Origin of the sequence: Herbaspirillum sp. LeCh32-8, assembly GCF_017814915.1 — a bacterium.
GTDB lineage: Bacteria > Pseudomonadota > Gammaproteobacteria > Burkholderiales > Burkholderiaceae_D > Herbaspirillum.
The window spans coordinates 649,315-668,858 of record NZ_JAGIPZ010000001.1 but is presented as its reverse complement, the minus strand read 5'-3'; the positions used below and the strand labels follow the sequence as shown (position 1 = coordinate 668,858).

At 64.2% G+C, this 19,544-nt stretch carries 18 protein-coding genes and 1 tRNA gene; 9 read left to right on the top strand and 10 right to left on the bottom strand.

What is annotated here, in order from left to right:
• Positions 1 to 22 precede the first annotated feature (22 nt).
• Entirely contained in the window at positions 23 to 310 is a 288-nt protein-coding gene (locus tag J8I26_RS03155) for a hypothetical protein (protein WP_209603935.1), read from the bottom strand.
• A gap of 184 nt (positions 311 to 494) precedes the next feature.
• Here J8I26_RS03155 and ompR point away from each other — a divergent pair, with 184 nt between their 5' ends.
• The 3 genes from ompR to J8I26_RS03140 all read left to right on the top strand — a co-directional run bounded on the left by ompR (position 495) and on the right by J8I26_RS03140 (position 3,247).
• Positions 495 to 1,256: a two-component system response regulator OmpR gene (ompR, locus tag J8I26_RS03150; RefSeq protein ID WP_209603934.1), complete on the top strand. Its 762-nt coding sequence runs from the start codon at positions 495 to 497 to the stop codon at positions 1,254 to 1,256.
• A 61-nt stretch (positions 1,257 to 1,317) separates the two neighbouring features.
• Entirely contained in the window at positions 1,318 to 2,679 is a 1,362-nt protein-coding gene (locus tag J8I26_RS03145; RefSeq protein WP_209603933.1) for a sensor histidine kinase, read from the top strand.
• A gap of 40 nt (positions 2,680 to 2,719) precedes the next feature.
• Positions 2,720 to 3,247, top strand: coding sequence for a flagellar protein FlhE (locus tag J8I26_RS03140; protein ID WP_245200027.1), 528 nt, complete (start codon positions 2,720 to 2,722; stop codon positions 3,245 to 3,247).
• A gap of 60 nt (positions 3,248 to 3,307) precedes the next feature.
• Here the strand turns inward: J8I26_RS03140 and radA are convergent, their stop codons facing one another.
• The 3 genes from radA to alr form a co-directional block, all read right to left on the bottom strand.
• The gene (gene radA / locus J8I26_RS03135) at positions 3,308 to 4,693 is read right to left on the bottom strand and encodes a DNA repair protein RadA (protein ID WP_209603931.1); all 1,386 of its coding nucleotides are present in this window, start codon (positions 4,691 to 4,693) and stop codon (positions 3,308 to 3,310) included.
• Positions 4,694 to 4,738: 45 nt separating this feature from the next.
• Positions 4,739 to 6,127 carry an L-cystine transporter gene (locus J8I26_RS03130; RefSeq protein WP_209603930.1) on the bottom strand — a complete coding sequence of 463 codons (1,389 nt, stop codon included), beginning with the start codon at positions 6,125 to 6,127 and terminating at the stop codon, positions 4,739 to 4,741.
• Positions 6,128 to 6,255: 128 nt separating this feature from the next.
• Entirely contained in the window at positions 6,256 to 7,335 is a 1,080-nt protein-coding gene (gene alr, locus J8I26_RS03125) for an alanine racemase (protein ID WP_209603929.1), read from the bottom strand.
• 224 nt (positions 7,336 to 7,559) lie between these two features.
• Here alr and lplT point away from each other — a divergent pair, with 224 nt between their 5' ends.
• Entirely contained in the window at positions 7,560 to 8,828 is a 1,269-nt protein-coding gene (lplT, locus tag J8I26_RS03120; protein ID WP_209603928.1) for a lysophospholipid transporter LplT, read from the top strand.
• A 52-nt stretch (positions 8,829 to 8,880) separates the two neighbouring features.
• On the opposite strand, the gene J8I26_RS03115 is transcribed toward lplT, so the two are convergent.
• Genes J8I26_RS03115 through tsaB form a run of 4 tightly spaced genes read right to left on the bottom strand, consistent with a single transcriptional unit; the run spans position 8,881 to position 12,173 of the window.
• Entirely contained in the window at positions 8,881 to 9,912 is a 1,032-nt protein-coding gene (locus J8I26_RS03115; RefSeq protein ID WP_209603927.1) for a DUF1853 family protein, read from the bottom strand.
• A 1-nt stretch (position 9,913) separates the two neighbouring features.
• Positions 9,914 to 10,981, bottom strand: coding sequence for a uracil-DNA glycosylase (locus J8I26_RS03110; protein WP_209603926.1), 1,068 nt, complete (start codon positions 10,979 to 10,981; stop codon positions 9,914 to 9,916).
• The gene (rimI, locus tag J8I26_RS03105) at positions 10,978 to 11,406 is read right to left on the bottom strand and encodes a ribosomal protein S18-alanine N-acetyltransferase (protein WP_209604778.1); all 429 of its coding nucleotides are present in this window, start codon (positions 11,404 to 11,406) and stop codon (positions 10,978 to 10,980) included. Before rimI ends, J8I26_RS03110 begins: the two co-directional genes overlap by 4 nt.
• A gap of 47 nt (positions 11,407 to 11,453) precedes the next feature.
• Positions 11,454 to 12,173: a tRNA (adenosine(37)-N6)-threonylcarbamoyltransferase complex dimerization subunit type 1 TsaB gene (gene tsaB / locus J8I26_RS03100; protein WP_209603925.1), complete on the bottom strand. Its 720-nt coding sequence runs from the start codon at positions 12,171 to 12,173 to the stop codon at positions 11,454 to 11,456.
• A gap of 111 nt (positions 12,174 to 12,284) precedes the next feature.
• On the opposite strand from tsaB, the gene J8I26_RS03095 reads away from it, so the two are divergent.
• On the top strand, positions 12,285 to 12,710 hold the full coding sequence (locus tag J8I26_RS03095) for a thioredoxin family protein (RefSeq protein ID WP_209603924.1): 426 nt from the start codon (positions 12,285 to 12,287) through the stop codon (positions 12,708 to 12,710).
• Between the two features lie 15 nt (positions 12,711 to 12,725).
• Here J8I26_RS03095 and J8I26_RS03090 read toward each other — a convergent pair whose 3' ends face one another.
• Positions 12,726 to 13,637, bottom strand: a complete 912-nt coding sequence (locus J8I26_RS03090; protein ID WP_209603923.1) for a LysR family transcriptional regulator — start codon at positions 13,635 to 13,637, stop codon at positions 12,726 to 12,728.
• Positions 13,638 to 13,836: 199 nt separating this feature from the next.
• On the opposite strand from J8I26_RS03090, the gene J8I26_RS03085 reads away from it, so the two are divergent.
• The 4 genes from J8I26_RS03085 to J8I26_RS03070 all read left to right on the top strand — a co-directional run bounded on the left by J8I26_RS03085 (position 13,837) and on the right by J8I26_RS03070 (position 17,392).
• On the top strand, positions 13,837 to 14,118 hold the full coding sequence (locus tag J8I26_RS03085) for a DUF4148 domain-containing protein (RefSeq protein WP_209603922.1): 282 nt from the start codon (positions 13,837 to 13,839) through the stop codon (positions 14,116 to 14,118).
• Between the two features lie 478 nt (positions 14,119 to 14,596).
• On the top strand, positions 14,597 to 15,850 hold the full coding sequence (locus J8I26_RS03080) for an aspartate kinase (protein ID WP_209603921.1): 1,254 nt from the start codon (positions 14,597 to 14,599) through the stop codon (positions 15,848 to 15,850).
• A gap of 145 nt (positions 15,851 to 15,995) precedes the next feature.
• Positions 15,996 to 16,089, top strand: a tRNA-Ser gene (locus tag J8I26_RS03075).
• 583 nt (positions 16,090 to 16,672) lie between these two features.
• On the top strand, positions 16,673 to 17,392 hold the full coding sequence (locus J8I26_RS03070) for an ABC transporter substrate-binding protein (RefSeq protein ID WP_348635281.1): 720 nt from the start codon (positions 16,673 to 16,675) through the stop codon (positions 17,390 to 17,392).
• 79 nt (positions 17,393 to 17,471) lie between these two features.
• On the opposite strand, the gene J8I26_RS03065 is transcribed toward J8I26_RS03070, so the two are convergent.
• The gene (locus tag J8I26_RS03065) at positions 17,472 to 19,541 is read right to left on the bottom strand and encodes an EAL domain-containing protein (protein WP_209603920.1); all 2,070 of its coding nucleotides are present in this window, start codon (positions 19,539 to 19,541) and stop codon (positions 17,472 to 17,474) included.
• Between the last annotated feature and the right edge of the window lie 3 nt (positions 19,542 to 19,544).

Genomic DNA, 19,544 nt, shown 5'->3' with positions numbered 1-19,544 from the left:
GGGTCAACAGGATGGCAGCCGGTCAGCGCTTGACGCGGTAGATATCCTGACCAACCTCGTTGATCTGGCGGCGCAATTCGCGGCGCTCGTCGGGGCTCAGTTTGCCGGCGGCGCGACGTTGTTCCTGCTCCGCTGCCATCTGGTTGCGATGGTCCTGGGCATTGAATTCGCCGCCCCCGTGCTGACGGAACTCGCCCGGCGGACCGGACATCGGCCGGCCGCCCGGCGGCGGTCCTGCCAGCGAGGCGGTCACCGCTCCCAGCGCCAGCACCGAGGCCAGACAGAGCTTGTTGACGACAGCAATCTTCATAACGCGTTTTCCACAGATGCAGAGAATCAAATTTCAGAATACTTTTAGGGTTACGCTCAACTTGATTCCAGTGTAGGCCGCAGGCCGCGATGGTATAAGATGATTAAGGTAAGGTATGTAACAGTTTGTAATGAATACTCGACCGCGACTTGCTCTAAATCGCGGAGACGCTACCATAGGCACCATGAACTCGACCAACGGCAACAATACTAATACGACAACATCCGCCAATCAATTCAAAGTGTTGGTGGTGGATGACGATATCCGCCTGCGCGACCTGCTGCGCCGCTACCTGACCGAGCAAGGTTTCAATGTGGTCACTGCGGAAAACGCGCAGGCCATGAACAAACTGTGGATCCGCGAGCGCTACGATTTGCTGGTGCTGGATCTGATGCTGCCCGGTGAAGACGGCTTGGCGATCTGCCGCCGCCTGCGCGGCGCCGGCGACCAGACGCCGATCATCATGCTGACCGCCAAGGGGGAAGACGTGGATCGCATCATCGGCCTCGAAATGGGCGCCGACGATTACCTGCCCAAGCCCTTCAATCCGCGCGAACTGGTGGCCCGCATCAATGCGGTGCTGCGCCGCAAGGGTCCTGAGGAACTGCCCGGCGCGCCGTCCGAGACGCCCGAGACCTTCGAATTCGGCGATTTCGTGCTGGATCTCGGCACCCGCACGCTGAAGAAGAACGGCGAGAGCATTTCGCTGACCACCGGCGAATTTTCGGTGCTCAAGGTGTTCGCGCGCAACGCGCGCCAGCCGCTGTCGCGCGAAAAACTGATGGAAATGGCGCGCGGCCGCGAATACGAAGTGTTCGACCGCAGTCTGGACGTGCAGATCTCGCGCCTGCGCAAGCTGATCGAACCGGATCCGGCCAACCCGCTTTACATCCAGACCGTCTGGGGCCTGGGCTACGTGTTCATCCCGGAAGGGAAGCCGCGCTGATCTCCCGCTTGACCTCCGTCTCCACCGCCGCGTTGTCCAACGCTTTGCAGGCCGCTTGCCGATGAAAGTCCGTACCCAATCAGGATGGTTCAGCAACGGCCTGTTCTGGCGCACCTTCTTCCTGCTGACCTTCCTGATCACCGCCAGCATGGTGGCCTGGGTGGCCAGCTTCCGCATGGTCGAACGCGGCCCGCGCGCGGAGTCGCTGGCCGCGCAGATCGTGTCGGTGGTCACCATCACGCGCGCCGCGCTGACCCACTCGGCGCCGGAGATGCGGCGTGAACTGCTGTTCGACCTGGCCAGCAACGAAGGCATCCGCATCTACCCGCTGGAGAAGAGCGACAAGATCGTGCCGCCCGAGGACTCCCCCATCGTTCCCGAGCTTGAGTACTACGTGCGCCAGTCGCTGGACGAAAACACCCTGTTCGCCTCCAGCGTCAACGACGTCGAAGGCTTCTGGATCAGTTTCAACATCGATGACGACCAGTACTGGCTGATGCTCGATCGCGGCCGCCTGGATCGTACGTCCAGCCTGCAGTGGCTGGGCTGGGGCTCGATCGCGCTGTTCCTGTCGCTGATCGGCGCGGTCTTCATCTCCACCCTGATCAACCAGCCGCTGGCGCGCCTGACGGCAGCCGCACGCGCTATCGCCAAGGGCCGGCAACCCGAACCGCTGCCCGAATCCGGCCCCACCGAAATCGAGGAAGCCAATCGCAGCTTCAACCAGATGGTGGCCGACCTGAACCGCGTCGAATCCGACCGCGCCCTGATCCTGGCCGGCATCTCGCACGACCTGCGCACGCCGCTGGCGCGCATGCAGCTGGAAGTGGAAATGGCCAACCTCTCCGACGAGTCGCGCGACGGCATGCATTCCGACCTGGCGCAGATGGACAGCATCATCGGCCAGTTCCTCGACTACGCCAAACCCTTCGACGCCAGCAATCTCGAGACCATCGACCTGGCCGCGCTGCTGCACGACGTGGCCGCCAAGGCGACCCGCCTGACCGACGTCAGGATGAGCACCGACATCGCCACCAGCGCCGAAGTCGCCGGCAACGGCACCGAGCTGGCGCGGGTATTCAGCAACCTGGTGGAAAATGCGCGCCGCTACGGCAAGACGCCCGGCACCGACTGCGCCGAGATCGACCTGCGCAGCCGCATCGAGGGACATAACGTGGTGGTGGAAATCGGCGACCATGGTCCCGGCGTGCCCGACAGCGAATGCGAACGCCTGCTGCGCCCCTTCACTCGCCTGGAAGTGGCCCGCAGCCAGGCCAACGGTTCCGGCCTGGGACTCGCCATCGTCAACCGCATCGTGCTGCGCCACAACGGCAAGCTGATGCTCAAGGGCCACGAAGAAACCCACGGCGGCCTGCTGATCCAGATCACGCTGCCGCTGCAGCATCATCGCCGCCATGGCTGAACGGCGGTTACCGGCCGCACTGTTATGCAGCGGGCCGATCTTGTCCGCGCTGCTACTGCCCGCCCTCGCCTGCGCGCAAACCTATGTCGACCGCAACCTGAGCGTCGCCCCCGGCGCGCGCGACGGCAGCCGTCCCATCGTCATCATCGGGCCGGTGCAACCATCCACGCCGCCTGCGCCTGTGCCCGCCGCGCCGACAACCGGCCCGGTCGGCTCGTATGCCTCGGACGCGGCCGGACCCGATATCCGCGCCAAGAACGCCGACTACATTACCCAGTTCCGCGTGATCGAGCGCATACCGCCCGGCTCGACCATCCGCGACGTGGCATGGCGCTATGGCGTGGCAAGCAAGCCGGCAGGATTCGAGGCGGTGTTGTGCTGGCAAAACGCCGACACCTGCTGGAGCGTGACCGAGGCCAGCAGCGGCAACACCAGCTTCTTCAATGGCAAGGACGCGACCCGTCCGTTCCTGCTCTACTACCGGGTCAAGGGCGGCGGCCATCTGCCGCAGGGGCCGGTCAAGGGCGACATGAACCAGGTCATCGTCACCTTCGACGTGCCGGGCTGAGAACCTCCCGGTCAAGTGGCGGCGACGCGCACTGCGCCGCCGAACTGCACGCCGGAACGGTCAGCTGCCGAGATCGTCGATCTCGCGCGACTTCTGCAGCGCATCGTCGATGCGCTCCACCGCGATGACCTTCAACCCTTCGATCGGCTGCTTGGGCGCGTTCGCCTTGGGGATGACGGCGATCGAGAAACCCAGCTTGGCCGCCTCGCGCAAACGCTCCTGCCCGCGCGGCGCCGGGCGGATCTCGCCGGCCAGGCCGACTTCGCCGAACACCACCAGGCCGCGCGGCAGCGGCTTGTTGCGCATCGAGGAATTGATCGCCATCAATACCGCCAGGTCGGCCGCGGGCTCGGTGATCTTGACCCCGCCCACGGCATTGATGAACACGTCCTGGTCGAAGGCGGCGATACCGGCGTGACGGTGCAGCACCGCCAGCAGCATGGCCAGGCGGTTCTGCTCCAGGCCCACCGAAAGGCGGCGCGCGTTGGGCACGTGCGAGCTGTCGACCAGCGCCTGGATTTCCACCAGCAGCGGCCGCGTCCCCTCCTGGGTCACCATCACGCAGGAGCCCGGCACCTGGTTTTCATGCTGCGACAGGAACAGCGCCGAAGGATTGGACACTCCCTTCAAGCCCTTCTCCGTCATCGCGAACACGCCCAGCTCGTTGACCGCGCCAAAGCGGTTCTTGAAGGCGCGCACCAGGCGGAAGCTGGAGTGGGTGTCGCCCTCGAAATACAGCACCGTGTCGACGATATGCTCCAGCACGCGCGGGCCGGCCAGCGCGCCTTCCTTGGTCACGTGGCCGACCATGATGATGGTGATGCCCGAGGTCTTGGCCGCGCGCGTCAACTGCGCCGCGCATTCGCGCACCTGCGCCACCGAGCCTGGCGCGGAGGTCAGCGCGTCGGAATAGATGGTCTGGATCGAGTCGATCACCGCCACTTCGGGCTTGTGCTCGGCCAGCGTGGCGAGGATCTTTTCCAGCTGGATCTCGGCCTGCAGCTGCAGATCGCGCGCATCGACCGCCAGCCGCTTGGCGCGCAGCGCGATCTGGGAGCCGGATTCCTCGCCGCTCACGTACAGCACCTTCTTCAGCTTGGAGATATTGGCCAGCGCCTGCAGCAGCAGCGTCGACTTGCCAATGCCCGGGTCGCCGCCGATCAGCGCCACCCCGCCCGGCACCAGGCCGCCGCCCAACACGCGATCAAACTCTTCGATGCCGGTGCCGAAGCGCGGCACGTCGATCGCCTCGATGTCGGCCAGGCTCAGCACCGGCGCGGTCTGCGCCAGGCTTTGCGGGGTCGAGGAATAGCGGTTGCCGCCGGCCGGCTCGACCAGGGTCTCCACCAGGGTGTTCCACTGTCCGCAGGCCGGGCACTGGCCCGCCCATTTGCTGCTGATGCCGCCGCACTCCGTGCAGGTGTAATTGGTCTTGACCTTCGCCATCGTATTTAAGCCTTGTTGTTTGCTCCGCCTCAGTTGCGTGGCGGCTTATTGCGCCAATGCGACCTCGTCATCGCTGTGCATCGCCTGCTTGTCGGTTTGCCCCATCACCTGGCTGGTAATCGTGCCGGCCGTCATGGAGCCGCTGACGTTCAACGCCGTACGTCCCATGTCGATCAACGGCTCCACCGAAATCAGCAGCGCCACCAGGGTTACCGGCAAGCCCATTGCCGGCAGCACGATCAGCGCGGCAAACGTGGCGCCGCCGCCGACACCGGCCACGCCGGCCGAGCTGACCGTCACCACCAGCACCAGCGTGGCGACCCACATCGGATCGAGCGGATTGATGCCCACCGTGGGCGCCACCATCACCGCCAGCATTGCAGGATAAAGCCCTGCGCAGCCGTTTTGCCCGATGGTCGCGCCGAACGAAGCGGCGAAACCGGCGATGGACGCCGGCACGCCAAGGCGACGCGTCTGCGCCTCAACGCTCAGCGGAATGGTCGCGGCGCTGGAACGGCTGGTGAAGGCAAAACTCAGCACCGGCCAGATCTTGCGGAAGAAGCGCAGCGGATTGACGCCGAACGCCGCCAGCAGCACGCCGTGCACCACGAACATGATCGCCAGGCCGATATAGGACGCCACAACGAAGCTCCCCAGCTGGACGATATCCTGGAGATTCGAGCTGGCCACGACCTTGGTCATCAGCGCCAGCACGCCATAGGGCGTCAGGCGCATCACCAGGCGCACCAGCTTCATCACCCAGGCCTGCACCAGGTCGATGCCCGCCAGCAGGCGCCGGCCCTTTTCTTCGTCGTCCTTCAGCAGCTGCAGTGCAGCCACGCCCAGGAAGGCGGCGAAGATCACCACGCTGATGATCGAAGTCGGGCTGGCGCCGCTCAGGTCGGCGAACGGATTCTTCGGGATGAACGACAAGATCAGCTGGGGCACGTTCATGTCCGCCACCTTGCCCGCATAGTTGCTCTGGATGGCAGACATGCGGGCAGTCTCCCGCGCACCCTGGATGAGCCCCTCGGCGGTCAGCCCGAACAGGTTGGCCATCATCACCCCGACCAACGCCGCCACCAGGGTAGTCAGCAACAGCGTGCCGATCACCAGCAGGCTGATCCGGCCCAGCGACGACGCCGAATGCAGTCGTGCGATGGCGCTCAGGATGGATGCGAAGACCAGCGGCATCACGATCATCTGAAGCAGTTGTACATAACCGCCGCCGACGATGTTGAACCAGGTGATGGACGCCTTCACGATATCGCTGCCCTCGCCGTAGGCCAGGTGCAGCCCCAGGCCGAACAGCACACCGAGCACCAGGCCGGCCAGCACTTTCTTCGCCAGGCTCCACTGCCAGCGCTGGGTTTGGCTCAACAGCCACAAGAGGACAACGAATACTCCGATGTTGATGACGAGCGCCAGATTCATTTCTTCCATTTCTTTCAGTAAAAATAGCCTGGGATGGGCGCCCTCTCATGCGGAGACATCCATCAACCAGGCCGATAAACGGGCAAGCGGACAAGCTACGAAAACTCAGGCTGCCCCGATTGCTTCGACTATGCGACTTCGCGCACGGCCACCCGGGGTGCCAGCGCGCACATCAATTCATAGCCGATCGTGCCGGCGGCAAACGCCACCTCGTCGATCGGCAGCGCCTCGCCCCACAGTTCCACCCGGCTACCCACGCGTGCGCCGGGAATGGCGGTGAGGTCGACCGCCAGCATGTCCATCGAGACCCGGCCGATGGTGCCGGTGCGTTGGCCGTCCACCACCACCGGCGTGCCGTTGGGCGCATGACGCGGATAGCCGTCGGCGTAACCGCAGGCGACCACCCCCACCTTCATTGGCTTGTCCGCCACGAAACGGCTGCCATAGCCGACCGCCTCGCCGGGCGCGATGTCCTGCACGCCGATGATCTCGCTGGTCAAGGTCATCACCGGACGCAGGCCGAAATCAGCCGCACTGCCGCCGCCCGGGGTGCCGCCGTACAGCATGATGCCCGGGCGTACCCAGTCATGCGCCAGCTCAGGGTGCAGCAGGTCGGCGGCCGAGTTGCACACGCTCCTGGCGCCTTCCAGACCGGCCGTGCCCGCCTCGAAACGCCGGACCTGCTCCTGCAGCGACAGGCCGGGATTGCCGGCGTCGTCCGCATTGGCGAAGTGGGTCATCATGGTGATGCTGCGAATGGCCGGGATCTTCTTCAGTCGCTCGTATGCAGCGCGGTAGGCATCGGGTTTGAAGCCCAGGCGATTCATGCCGCTGTTCATCTTCAGGTGGGCATGCAGGCCGGCGTCGGTCCGAAACGCCTCCAGCAGCGAGATCTGTTCGTCGCAATGCACGGCGAACTGGATATCGTGACGCGCCAGCAGCGGCAGATCGGCGGCGTCGAAGAAGCCTTCCAGCAGCAGGATGGGCTTGGTCCAGCCCAGTTCGCGCAAGCGCACCGCGTAATCGACCTCGATCAGCGCCAGCCCGTCGGCCGCGGCCAGCCCGCGCACGGCGCGCTCGAGCCCATGGCCGTAGGCATTGGCCTTGACCACGCCCCATGCCCGCGCCTTGGGTGCGCGCGCCTTGGCAACGGAAAGATTGTGTTGAAGTGCGGAAATGCTGATGGAAGCGACGATCGGTCTTGGCATGATGTCCTGGTGCGATTTAGGCGGTGGGCGCAGGCTGGCAATGCTGGCCGCCCCAGGCCATGAGAACGCAGGCGCCGGCGGCGGTTCGCCCGGAAGTTTTGCCCGGCCGGGAACAAGCGGGCATTTTACCGGACGAACATGTTTCTGGTCAGACTTATCACGGGATCGTCACGGTTTCATGGTATAAAGCTAGCCGGACCTAATTTGTTACATTTTGGACAGGGATGAATCGCGGTTTTTACACCATCATGGCGGCGCAATTCTTTTCGTCGCTCGCCGATAACGCGCTGCTGATCGCCGCTATCGCTCTTCTGGCCGAAATGCATTCCCCCGCGTGGATGACGCCGCTGCTCAAGCTCTTCTTCGTCCTCTCCTACGTTCTCCTGGCCGCCTTCGTCGGTGCCTTCGCCGATGCCTTCCCCAAGGGCAAGGTCATGCTGATCACCAACATGATCAAGATCTTCGGCTGCTCGCTCATGTTCTTCACCGTGCACCCGCTGCTGGCCTACGCCGTGGTCGGGTTCGGGGCAGCGGCCTACTCGCCGGCCAAGTACGGGATCCTGACCGAACTGCTGCCACCGGAGAAACTGGTCGCCGCCAACGGATGGATTGAGGGCCTGACGGTCGGCTCCATCATCATGGGAACGGTACTGGGAGGCGCGCTGGTCAATCCGCACATCGCCTCCATGATTCTCAGCTTCGACTTCCCCCTCTTCGATTTCCCGATCGATACGCCCACCGAAGCGGCGCTGTGCATCATCTCCGTCATCTATATCATCGCCGCCCTGTTCAATCTGAGCATCCCCGATACCGGCGCCCGCTACGAGCACCAGCAGCGCAACCCGGTGCGCCTGATCATCGACTTCGCCAACTGCTTCACCACCCTCTGGAAGGACAAGCTGGGCCAAATCTCGCTGGCGGTGACGACACTGTTCTGGGGCGCCGGCGCCACGCTGCAGTTCATCGTGCTGAAATGGGCCGAGAAGTCGCTGCACATGCCGCTGGATCGCGCCGCCATCCTGCAGGGCATCGTCGCCGTGGGCGTTGCGCTGGGCGCGATCGCCGCCGCCCGCTTCGTGCCGCTGAAGAAGTCGCTGACCGTGATGCCGCTGGGGATCATCATGGGCATCGTGGTGATGCTGATGACCACCACCTCCTCGGTCTGGATCGCCTACCCCTTGCTGGTGATCATCGGCGCGCTGTCGGGTTATTTCGTGGTGCCGATGAACGCGCTGCTGCAGCACCGCGGCCACGTGCTGATGAGCGCAGGCCATTCGATTGCGGTACAGAACTTCAATGAAAACCTGTCGGTGCTGACCATGCTGGTGCTGTACGCCGTCATGGTGCGCATGAACCTGGACGTCAATACCGTCATCCTGATCTTCGGCACCTTCGTGGCCGGCGTGATGTACCTGATCATGCGCCGCCATGCCGCCAATCAGCGCGAGCACGATTCGCTGGCGCTGATCGGCGAAGACAAGCATCCCCACTGATCCCATATCCATCCGGGCGGGCATTGCTCGCCCGTCCGCAGCGCCCTGCCTTTCAGACCCTGACGACTGCGTGCCTGACCGTTTGCGCGGCGCGCTGTTGCCATCCGTCGGGCACGATGAAGCCGCGCTCGGCCTCCACCACCTCGCCCTCGTCCGAGGGCCGGCACACCGCCACCATCACCGGCGCCTCCTCGACGGCAAAACGCGCCTGCAACTCCGTCAGCAGCGCCGGCAATGCCAACGCATGACCGGCCTCAGCACGTAACGGCGCCAGCCATTCCAGCCTTGGCATGACCACGAACGACGCATCCTCAGGGAAAGTGCGCGCCTGCAATTGCGCCGCATCACACCAGAAGCCGCGGCAATGGTCGTGCGCGATGCCGATGGCCGGCGCTGCGGCAGGCATGCCGTCCCGATAGAACAGCCAGCCCTTGACCAGGGCCTGTGCTGCCGCCACCGGCTCCGGCAGCACCGCAGCGGCCGCCGGATGGCGCGACAGCATCAGCTGCTGGCTCATGATCTTGCGCATCTTGCGGCCCAGCGAATCGGCCAGATTGGGGCCGACGAAGGCGTCGGCCTCCACGCCCGCACCGGACGAAGATGGCGCCTGCTCAAGCAGATAAAACTTGGTGGCGAACTCCCAGTGCTCCAAGCCGGCGCCGGCATCCACATGCGGCCGCTTGACCAGGAAATCGAACTCGCCCAGCGTCTCGCGCGTGGCGCCGGTGTTGCGTACCTGCAGATTCGCCGCGACCAGTTGCCGTTGGCGGACCAGGTAAAAACCCAGCAGCTTCTCCGCATAACGGCCCAGACGCGCCGAGGGCTGGTGCGCCATGTGCGCCTGCAGGGCAGCGTTGAGTTCGGGATCGTCCTGCAGGCGGTTCAGCCAGGCCGCGACCTCGTCGCTGACGGGGCCCAGCGTGGCGATGCGGTTTTCCCAGCACGGCGCGTCCGACGCCATCAGGTCAGGCGCATCCAGCAGCCAGGCCAGCGCCCGTACATGCGGGTCGCGCAGGCGCGGCCAGCGACGCTGGAAGCGCCGCTGGTAGTCGCCGCCGGCCGGCATGACGCTGCCGTCCTGCATCTCAGTTAGGGGCTTGCTGTTGATAGGTGCTCATCGCCAGGCACAGGTCGGCCCAGGTCTTGCTCTTGTCGCTCAGGGTGCGCAGCAGGTAGGCCGGGTGGTAGGTGACCACCAACGGCAAGTCCTGATAGCGATGCACGGTGCCGCGCAGGCGCGAGACCGGCGTGGATGGATCCATGCCCAGCAGCGAGATCGCCGCGGTCTTGCCCAGCGCCACCAGCACGGTAGGCTGAATCAGCGCGATCTGGCGCTGCAGGTAAGGCAGGCAGGACGCCACCTCTTGCGGCGAAGGTGGACGGTCGCGGCCGTCGTCCCCGGTCGGGCGGCATTTGACGATGTTGGCGATGTAGGCGTTGTCGCCGCGCTTCACGCCCATGGCCGCCAGCATGTTGTCCAGCAGCTTGCCGGCGGGACCAACGAAGGGTTCGCCCTGCTGGTCCTCGTTGCGGCCCGGGCCTTCGCCGATGAAGAGCCACTTGGCCTTTTCATCGCCGACGCCGAATACGGTGTTCTTGCGTCCCTTGCACAGGCCGCAGCGCTGGCAATCGGACACGATCTCCTTCAGCTGCGGCCAGTCCATGGCGGCGATCCTGGCCACCATCGGGTCGACCTGCGCCGGGGCGTCGTCCTCGTCATGCTCGCCGCCGTCGGGAATCAGCAGCGGCTCCATCGATGCGGCAAAGTCCATCTCGTCCAACCAGGACGGCGGGCCGCCGTCATCTGCGACCGGTGGGCTGCGGCGCTCGGGAGCGCGTGGCGCAGCCGGTTGCGCCACGGGCGCGGCTGGAGCCGGACGGGCCACCGGGAGCGCGACCGGAGTCGCCGGCGCGGCCGCAAAGGCATCTTCCAGATCGCTGCCGCCGGCCGGCGCCGCCTCGGCAACCGGCGATGCAACAGGCTCGGCAGGCTGGACGGCCGGCCTTGCCGGAGCCTCAACCACAGGCGCCTCCTGCGCGACCGCCTCTTCAACCGCCAGCTCACGACGCACCCACACCGGGCCGATGCCCAGGGCGTCGAGCAGCTCCAGCGAGGAGCCAAATCCGTTCTCGTTCTTCAATTCTTCACTCATAGCGCCAGACTCATGACGATGGCCCCTTCACGGGTGTTGTCGGCGGCCGGGTAATAGTTTTTGCGGCGGCCGATTTCAGCGAAGCCGTAGCGCTTGTAGACCTTGATCGCATGCACATTGGACTCGCGCACCTCCAGCAGCATGGTGCGCATGGCATGCTTGCGCGCCACGTCGGTGGCCCGGTTCAACAGTTGCCGGCCCAGGCCCTGATGCTGGTGCGCGGCGGCCACGCTGATGTTGAGCAAATGCGCCTCTTCCACCGCCAGCATCACCAGGAAATAACCCAGCAGCTGCTGGCTTTCATCGCGCAGCGTCTGGGCCTGGTAGCCGCTGTAAAGCGAATCGAGGAAATTGCCGCGCGTCCAGGGATGCGAGTACACGGCGTTTTCGATGACCACCACGGCATCGATGTCGTCGGCCGTCATCGGCGCGAACTGCACGTCCCGGTCAGGCGCCGGCGCGATGGCCACGCTCACGCGCCCGCCTTGCCGGCATCGCGCACTTCGCGCTCGGCCGTGGTCAGCGCCACCTTGTTGCGCAGGTAGAGCGGTTGGGCGTCCTGTGCAGGCAGTGCGCGGCCATGGGCAAAATGATATTGACCCAGGCTGGCCACGTGGCGCGCGTGCGGCATGCCCTGCGGGAGCGCCGCGGCGAATTCGGCCGCGCAGAATGCGGGGGTGAAATGCGCGGCATACGCCCCCAGGCCGTTGCCGCAGGCCACCGGGCGAGCGGCGGTGACGACTTCGGCAGCAACCGACAGCGTGGGCGCGGCCAGCTCGTCCCAGCCGCCGTCGGTGCGGGCGCGGTAGCGCGCCCAGTAGACCTCGCCCATGCGGGCGTCGAGAATGGCCAATACCTCGTCGGCATCGGCCTGCAATGCACGTGCGGCTTGCGCGGCTGCCTCCAGCGTGACCACCGGCACCACCGGGCGATCAATGCCAAAGGCCAGGCCCTGCACCACGCCGCAAGCGGTGCGTACGCCGGTGAAGGAACCCGGGCCGACGCCGAAGGCCAGTGCATCGCACCGGGCCAGCGCGATGCCGGCCTCGGCCAGCAGCTGCTGGATCATCGGCAGGATGGAGTCAGAATGCGTCTGCGCGCCGGCAGACTCGCGCGCAATGAGCTCGCCGTTATGCAGCAGCGCCGCAGATGCGAGCTCGGTAGATGTTTCAATGGCTAGAATCGTGGACATCCCGCTATTTTACCGTGAGGCGCGGCAAATCCCGGGCTTGTGCGATGCGCGACGACGCGCTTTGCTCCGGCGCAAATCCCCGCCGTCCGAAGCAGGTAAAATAGCGACGCCATGTCCTACCAGAAATTAGACCAGACCAACCGCCGTCAACTCGCCGAGGCGCTGCGCAACGACACTTGGGTCGTCGCCTGCCTGTGCGCGGGCTGGTGCGGCAGCTGCCGCGAATACGACCTCGCCTTCAGCGCCTGGGCGCAACGCTATCCGCAACACCATTTCGTCTGGATCGACATCGAAGACCAGGCCGACCTGGTCGGCGACCTCGACATCGACAACTTCCCCACGCTGCTGATCGAACGCGGCGCCACCGTGGCCTTCTTCGGGCCGATGGAGCCCGATACCCGCCTGGCCGAGCGCATCCTGCTGTCGCAGCTCGACAAGAGCGACGGCGAGCTGCAGCGTGAAGCCATCAGCACCCCGGAACGCCGCCAGTGGCAGGAAGAATGCAGCCTGCTGGACAAGCTGGCCGACGTTATCTGAGCCGTAACGCCGTCCTCACGCCAGCCAGGGATCGCTCTCCGGATGCGGATAACGCGCGCTGACGAATTCTACAAAACTGCGCACCTTGGCCGACAACAAGCGGCGGCTCGGATACACCATCGACATGCCTACCTGGCCGATATCGTAATCGGGCAGCACACGCACCAGCTTGCCGCTGCGCAGGTCATCCCCCAGCGAGAATGACGGCCGCAGGGTGATGCCCATGCCCCCCAACGCGAACTCGCGCAGCAGCACACCGCTGTTGGACACCACCTTGCTATTGATCGGCACGTCCTGCACCCCGTCCACCGTGTTGACGTGCCAGTGATGACGCAGATACTCGTGCGAGAAGTTCAGGCAGCTATGGCGCGTCAGGTCGTCCGGGCGCTCGGGCGCGCCATGCAGGTCGAGATACGCCGGCGACGCCGACAACACCACCTGCGCCATGCCCAGCTGGCGCACGATCATGCTGGCGTCGACCTTCTGCAGGCTGCTGAAGAAACCGATATCGATCCCCTCTTCCACCAGGTCCACGGCGCGGTCCGACAGCGTGATGTCCAGCACCACTTCCGGATAGGCCTGCGAGTAGCCCGACACCAGTTCGCCCAACTGGCTCTGGCCGAAACCGGCGTGCGAATAAATGGACAGCGTGCCGGTCGGCTTCTTGGTATCCAGCGAGACCAGCGCCTCGGCATCTTCGATCTCGGCCAGAATCAGGCGTACCCGGTCCAGATAGGCCTGCCCGGCCTCGGTCAGGGAAAGACGGCGCGTTGAACGATTCAGCAAGCGCGTCCCCAGATGCGCCTCCAGGTCGGCGATGAAGCGCGTGGCCACGGCGTTGGAGATCTCCATGATCTCCGCCGCGCGTACGAAACTGCCCTGCTCCACCACCTTGGCAAATACCCGCATGGATTGCAGCCGGTCCATTAGTTCCTCTCAGATTGTTCCGGATATAGAAATAGTCAATTCCGATTAAAGCCGTTTTTCTTTGCCAAGGCAATATTTACACTGCGTACATCGGTTGGCGGAACGCAACAGCCCTACCAGCCGGGCTTCCCGGGAATCCGATGCACAGATGATGGAACCGTGAAGTTTTATCAACCTATCAAGAAAGAAGGACAAGATCATGAACATCAAGAACATCACCATCGCCGCCGCTCTCCTGGTCGCCGCAGGCGCCGCCATGGCCGAAACCCCGTATCCGCCGGAAACCCCGTTCGTCTCGACCCAGACCCGCGCCGACGTCAAGGCTGAACTGCAACGCGCCCAAGCCAACCACGAAATCGCCGTGCGCAACGAGTACCCGATCCAGCACCAGGCAGAATCGCACCTGAGCCGCCAGGAAGTGCAAGCGCAACTGCAACAAGCCGACAGCGCCAAGGTGCAAAGCCTGTACAACGGCGCCTGATCGCAGTTTTTGCCCTTGTCACCCGCCTGATCAGGCAGCGACAAGTCCAGTCTCGACCGGCAGCGTTCCGCGTCACGCGTCCGAACCGCCGTCCCGGGGCTGAACGGCAAGCAGCAGGCACCACCGGCAGTACCGAAGCACGTCGTCAGTACCGCAGCACCAACTGCCATGCCGCCTGCGAGACCCGCAGCGCATGACAGCTGGTGCCCACCCTCCCCCAGCGCCCGCCCCGGGCACCTCAATCCCCGTATATTTCGCACGCTTTTCGCATGCTTTCGTTCCAAGCGCAGAAATTTGCGCGAATGGCATCGTCATACCCCGTTTTTGCTGCATTGCCACATACAAATGTCTGCGGCAAAAGCCTTGCCAGGCCAGCTTTTCCTTGAGGTTTTAGCCCTTCGGATGTAAAGTCAAGGGTTTGTTCCCTCCGGCCTAGCTAGCGGTTGTTCATCAAGTCGGGCCACATTTTTTTATCCCTATGGCTTTATACGTTCACAAATACGGCGGCACATCGATGGGCTCGACCGAGCGCATCAAGAATGTCGCGAAGCGCGTTGCCAAGTGGCACGACGCAGGCCACCAGATCGTCGTCGTTCCTTCGGCGATGTCGGGTGAAACCAACCGCTTGCTCGGTCTGGCCAAGGAAATCATGGCCCAGCCCGACGGCCGCGAGCTGGATATGCTGGCCTCCACCGGCGAGCAGGCTTCGGTTGCTCTGCTGGCCATCGCCCTGCAGGCGCTGGGCAAAGAAGCCGTCTCCTATGCCGGCTGGCAAGTGCCGATCAAGACCGACTCGGCCTTCACCAAGGCCCGCATCCGTTCGATCGACGACGCCAAGGTGCGCAAAGACCTGAACGCCGGCAAGATCGTCATCATCACCGGCTTCCAGGGCGTTGACGCCGACGGCAACATCACCACCCTGGGCCGCGGCGGCTCGGACACCTCGGCCGTGGCGGTCGCTGCCGCCATCAAGGCTGCCGAGTGCCTGATCTATACCGACGTCGACGGCGTCTACACCACCGACCCGCGCGTGGTCAGCGAAGCGCGTCGCCTGAACACGGTGACCTTCGAAGAAATGCTGGAAATGGCCTCGCTGGGCTCCAAGGTCCTGCAGATCCGCTCCGTGGAATTCGCCGGCAACTACAAGATGCCGACCCGCGTGCTGTCGTCGCTGACCGACCCGCTCATGCCGCTCGCCGAAGAGACCATCTCCGGCACCCTGATTTCGTTTGAGGAAGACAACAACATGGAACAAGCAACCATCACCGGCATCGCCTTCTCGCGCGACGAAGCCAAGATCACCGTGCTGGGCGTGCCGGATCGTCCGGGCATCGCCTACCAGATCCTGGGCCCGGTCGCCGACGCCAACATCGAAGTCGACATGATCATCCAGAACCAATCCGTCGACGGCAAGACCGACTTCACCTTCACGGTGCCGCGCGGCGAATACGCCAAGGCCGTTGAAGTGCTGAACAACAGCGTCAAGGCCCACATCGGCGCCGCCTCCATCAACGGCGATACCAAGGTGTCGAAGGTGTCGGTGGTGGGTGTCGGCATGCGCAGCCACGTCGGCATCGCATCGCAGATGTTCCGCACGCTGTCGGAAGAAGGCGTCAACATCCAGATGATCTCCACCTCGGAAATCAAGATCTCGGTGCTGATCGACGAGAAGTACATGGAGCTGGCCGTGCGCGCTTTGCACAAGGCATTCGACCTGGACAGCGCCAAGTAATCATCAGCTGATCACGCGACATCGAAGCAAAAAGAAGCCCCGCATAAAAATCAGTGTTTTTTTGCAAGACTCTGATTGACCAAATGCAGATGAGAAGCTATTATGCGGGACTTCGCTCAGGCGGTGCAGTAAGCGCCTGCGGTGTGGAGACGTGGCCGAGTGGTCGAAGGCACTTCCCTGCTAAGGAAGCATACGGGCTTAAACCTGTATCGAGGGTTCGAATCCCTCCGTCTCCGCCAAAATACGAATGCCCGCGCAAGCGGGCATTTTTATTTTGTAGACTCATCGTTTGCGCAGCAAACCATCTTCACACGGAGACGAATAAGGCCCCTGCGGGCCTTGTGCGAGGGATTCGAAGGGTTGCGCTTGCAAGCGCAACCGCGGCCTGCCGAGGGTAGGCGAATCCCTCCGTCTCCGCCAAAATACGAATGCCCGCGCAAGCGGGCATTTTTATTTTGCAGCCCTCATTTCGTTTGCGCAGCAAATCGCCCCGCGAAGACCGACATGATCTCTGCCAGCCTTGTACTGGAATCCAGAGATTGCGCCTGCATGTCCAGCGCGCCCCGCGTTGCACGCTTCGATAGCATGCACATGCCCGCGCATATGGGCATTTCATTTCCGGCGGCGCGCTGCGACCTCACGCTCGCCCTGCATCTCGGCTATGCTGTTCCGGCTGCATCCAACAATACCAATCCAGCCAACGCCAACATGATGAAAATCGCCACCCTCCTCAACCAGCCCAGCCTCATTTGCACGCTGCTTGCCTGCGCCCTTATCGTCAGTTCATCCGGCTACGCGCAAACCACCGCGCCCGGCACAGCCATCGTCAGCAGCTTCGCGCCCGGCGGCACGCTGCGCGCCTCCATCAACCTGGGCAACCCGGTGCTGGCCAGCCTCGATGCGCAGACCGGCGAGGCCAAAGGCGTCTCCGTCGACCTCTCGCGAGAACTCGCCAAACGCCTGGGCGTGCCGCTACAGCTGGTCGTGGTGAAATCGGCCGGCAATTCGGTCGAGAACATCGAGCAGGACAAGGCCGACATTGGCTTCTTCGCCATCGATCCCAAGCGGGCGCAGGAAATCAGCTTCACCGGCCCCTACGTGCTGATCGAAGGCTTTTACGCAGTGCGCCAGGACTCGCCCGTCACCAGCAATGCGCAGGTCGACCAAACCGGCGTCACCGTCGCAGTGGGCAAAGGCAGCGCCTACGATCTGTTCCTGACTCGCGAGTTGAAGCAGGCCACGCTGGTGCGCGTGCCGACCTCTCCGGCCGTGGTGCAGGCCTTTATCGACCAGAAGCTCGACGTCGCCGCTGGCGTGAAGCAACAACTCGAACACGACGCGCAACAGGCCGGCGGCCTGCGCATCCTGCCGCAACGCTTCATGGTGATCCGCCAGGCGATGGGCGTGCCTACCCGACGCGGCCCGCAGGCGGCTGCCTATCTGGCGTCCTTCGTGGAAGAGATGAAGGCCTCGGGCTTCGTGGCGGCCTCGCTGGCGCGCCACGGTATCGAAGGCGCTGCGGTGGCCGGCCCCAACGACTGACCTCGCTCCACTCACCGCACGAAAGAAAATGGCCACGGGAAAGTACCCGTGGCCATTGTTTGTTGCCCGCCGAAAGATCTCACACGCCGATGTCGTCCAACGGCAGCAGCGGATGCTCGCTGGCGACGGTCAACCGGCGCCCCTCCATCAGCATGGCGTGAAAGTCCGCCGCCGGCACCGGCCGCGAGAAGATGTAACCCTGCAGCTCGTTGCAGCCGGCGTCCTTCAGGAAGTTGAACTGCTTGCTGGTCTCCACGCCTTCGGCGATCACCTTGTGGCGCAGCTGCTTGGCGATGCCGATGATGGCGCTGGCAATGGCGCAGTCGTTGGTGTCGTCCGGAATGCCCATGGTAAATGAACGATCGATCTTGAGCGTATTGATCGGGAAGCGCTTCAGGTAAGAGAGGCTGGAATAGCCCGTACCGAAGTCGTCCAGCGAGATCGTGATGCCAAGGCTGCAGACCTTCTCCATGATGGCGATCACGTGATCGGTGCTGTGCATCAGCATGCTCTCGGTGATCTCCAGCTCCAGCCACTCGCCGCTGAGCATGTGGCGGCTCAGCGCGGCACGGATGCGGTCCGGCAGCGAGCGCGTGAATTCGCGCGCGGTCACGTTCAGGGCGATGCGAATCGGCGCCAGGCCGGCTTCTTTCCACGCGCGCGCCTGGCGACATACCGCGTCGAGCACCCAGTCGCTCAACTGCACGATCAGGCCGGTCTCTTCGGCAATCGGAATGAATTCGCCCGGCAACAGCAGGCCGCGCTCCGGATGCTGCCAGCGCACCAACGCCTCGGCGCCGGTAATGGCGCCGGTCAACATGTCCACCTTGGGTTGGTAGTACAGCAGCAGCTCGTTATATTCGAAGGCGTGCAGGAGGCCGGTTTCGATGCGCAGCAGATCCAGCGTGTTGCGGTTCATCTCCTGGCTGTAGTAGGCGTAACCGCCCTCGTTGTTGTCGCCGCCGCGTTTGGCGCGATACATGGCGATGTCGGCCAGGCGCAGCAGCGTCTCGGTGTCGCTGGCGTCTTCCGGGTACATGCTCACGCCGATGCTGGCGCCCACGCGCAGCTCGTGGCCGTCGATGAAGAACGGCTCGTCGAACAGCGACAGCAGCTTTTGCGCGACGAAGCCGGGATGGTAATCCTTGTCGATGTCGAACAGCGCTACCGCGAATTCGTCGGCGCCCAGGCGCGCCACCACGTCCTGCTCGCGCAACGCGCGGCGCAGGCGGATCGCCACCTCGACCAGCAGCATGTCGCCGGCCACGTGGCCCAGCGTGTCGTTGATGGGCTTGAAGCGGTTCAGGTCGATGAACATCACGCAGCCATGCATGCTGCCCTGCTGCGCCTCCAGCAGGGCCTGGTCGACGGTGCGCGTCAGCAGCGTGCGATTGGGCAGGCCGGTCAGCGAGTCGTAGTAGGCCAGGTGATGGATCAGCTTTTCGGCGTTCTTGCGCTCGGTGATGTCGTTGATGTAGCCGATCAGGCCGATAGGATTGCCGTGCTGGTCGCGCATGATCGACAGCGACAGGCTGGCCCAGAAGGTCTCGCCGGACTTCTTGCGGCGGCGCACCTCCATCTCGCGGCCGCCCTGCTCCAGGAACATGCCGGCCAGCGTGTCTTCCTCGTCCTCATTTTCATAGAGGAACAGCACGTTGCGGCCGATCGCCTCCATCGCGGTGTAGCCGAACAACTGCTCGGCGCCGCGGTTCCAGCTGGTGATGAAGCCGGCGGCGTCCATCGTGATCACCGACTCGTGCATCTGGTTCAGGATCTGCGCCTGCTGCTCCAGCTTGGACTCGATCTGGTCCAGCGCGCGGGCGCGCTTTTCGGTCTCGGCGCGACGCTGCATCAGACGGCCGGTAAAGCCGGCCAGGACGGTCAGGCGGTCGCGCTCCGGCTGCGTGTAGGGACGGGCCAGCTCGGGAAACATGAAGTGACCGAACAGCTCGCCGTCATGCTCCACCGGCTGGCGCAGCCCGCCGCCTTCCGGCGCAGCGCCGCTCACATAGCGGCCGCCGGGACGCTTGAGGAAACCCGATGCAATGCCGCCCAGCGCTGCGTGCAGCGCCAGGCCATGCAGGTTTTGCATCGCGTCCAGCAGTGCAGAGCAACATGCCAGATCATCGGTGCCGACGGAGGAAATCATGGA

Bases quoted from the DNA above. Each gene is read 5' to 3' on its own strand.
- J8I26_RS03155 (WP_209603935.1), bottom strand. From the start codon at position 310: ATGAAGATTGCTGTCGTCAACAAGCTCTGTCTGGCCTCGGTGCTGGCG.
- ompR (WP_209603934.1), top strand. From the start codon at position 495: ATGAACTCGACCAACGGCAACAATACTAATACGACAACATCCGCCAAT.
- J8I26_RS03145 (WP_209603933.1), top strand. From the start codon at position 1,318: ATGAAAGTCCGTACCCAATCAGGATGGTTCAGCAACGGCCTGTTCTGG.
- radA (WP_209603931.1), bottom strand. From the start codon at position 4,693: ATGGCGAAGGTCAAGACCAATTACACCTGCACGGAGTGCGGCGGCATC.
- J8I26_RS03130 (WP_209603930.1), bottom strand. From the start codon at position 6,127: ATGAATCTGGCGCTCGTCATCAACATCGGAGTATTCGTTGTCCTCTTG.
- alr (WP_209603929.1), bottom strand. From the start codon at position 7,335: ATGCCAAGACCGATCGTCGCTTCCATCAGCATTTCCGCACTTCAACAC.
- lplT (WP_209603928.1), top strand. From the start codon at position 7,560: ATGAATCGCGGTTTTTACACCATCATGGCGGCGCAATTCTTTTCGTCG.
- J8I26_RS03115 (WP_209603927.1), bottom strand. From the start codon at position 9,912: ATGCAGGACGGCAGCGTCATGCCGGCCGGCGGCGACTACCAGCGGCGC.
- J8I26_RS03110 (WP_209603926.1), bottom strand. From the start codon at position 10,981: ATGAGTGAAGAATTGAAGAACGAGAACGGATTTGGCTCCTCGCTGGAG.
- rimI (WP_209604778.1), bottom strand. From the start codon at position 11,406: ATGACGGCCGACGACATCGATGCCGTGGTGGTCATCGAAAACGCCGTG.
- tsaB (WP_209603925.1), bottom strand. From the start codon at position 12,173: ATGTCCACGATTCTAGCCATTGAAACATCTACCGAGCTCGCATCTGCG.
- J8I26_RS03095 (WP_209603924.1), top strand. From the start codon at position 12,285: ATGTCCTACCAGAAATTAGACCAGACCAACCGCCGTCAACTCGCCGAG.
- J8I26_RS03090 (WP_209603923.1), bottom strand. From the start codon at position 13,637: ATGGACCGGCTGCAATCCATGCGGGTATTTGCCAAGGTGGTGGAGCAG.
- J8I26_RS03085 (WP_209603922.1), top strand. From the start codon at position 13,837: ATGAACATCAAGAACATCACCATCGCCGCCGCTCTCCTGGTCGCCGCA.
- J8I26_RS03080 (WP_209603921.1), top strand. From the start codon at position 14,597: ATGGCTTTATACGTTCACAAATACGGCGGCACATCGATGGGCTCGACC.
- J8I26_RS03065 (WP_209603920.1), bottom strand. From the start codon at position 19,541: ATGATTTCCTCCGTCGGCACCGATGATCTGGCATGTTGCTCTGCACTG.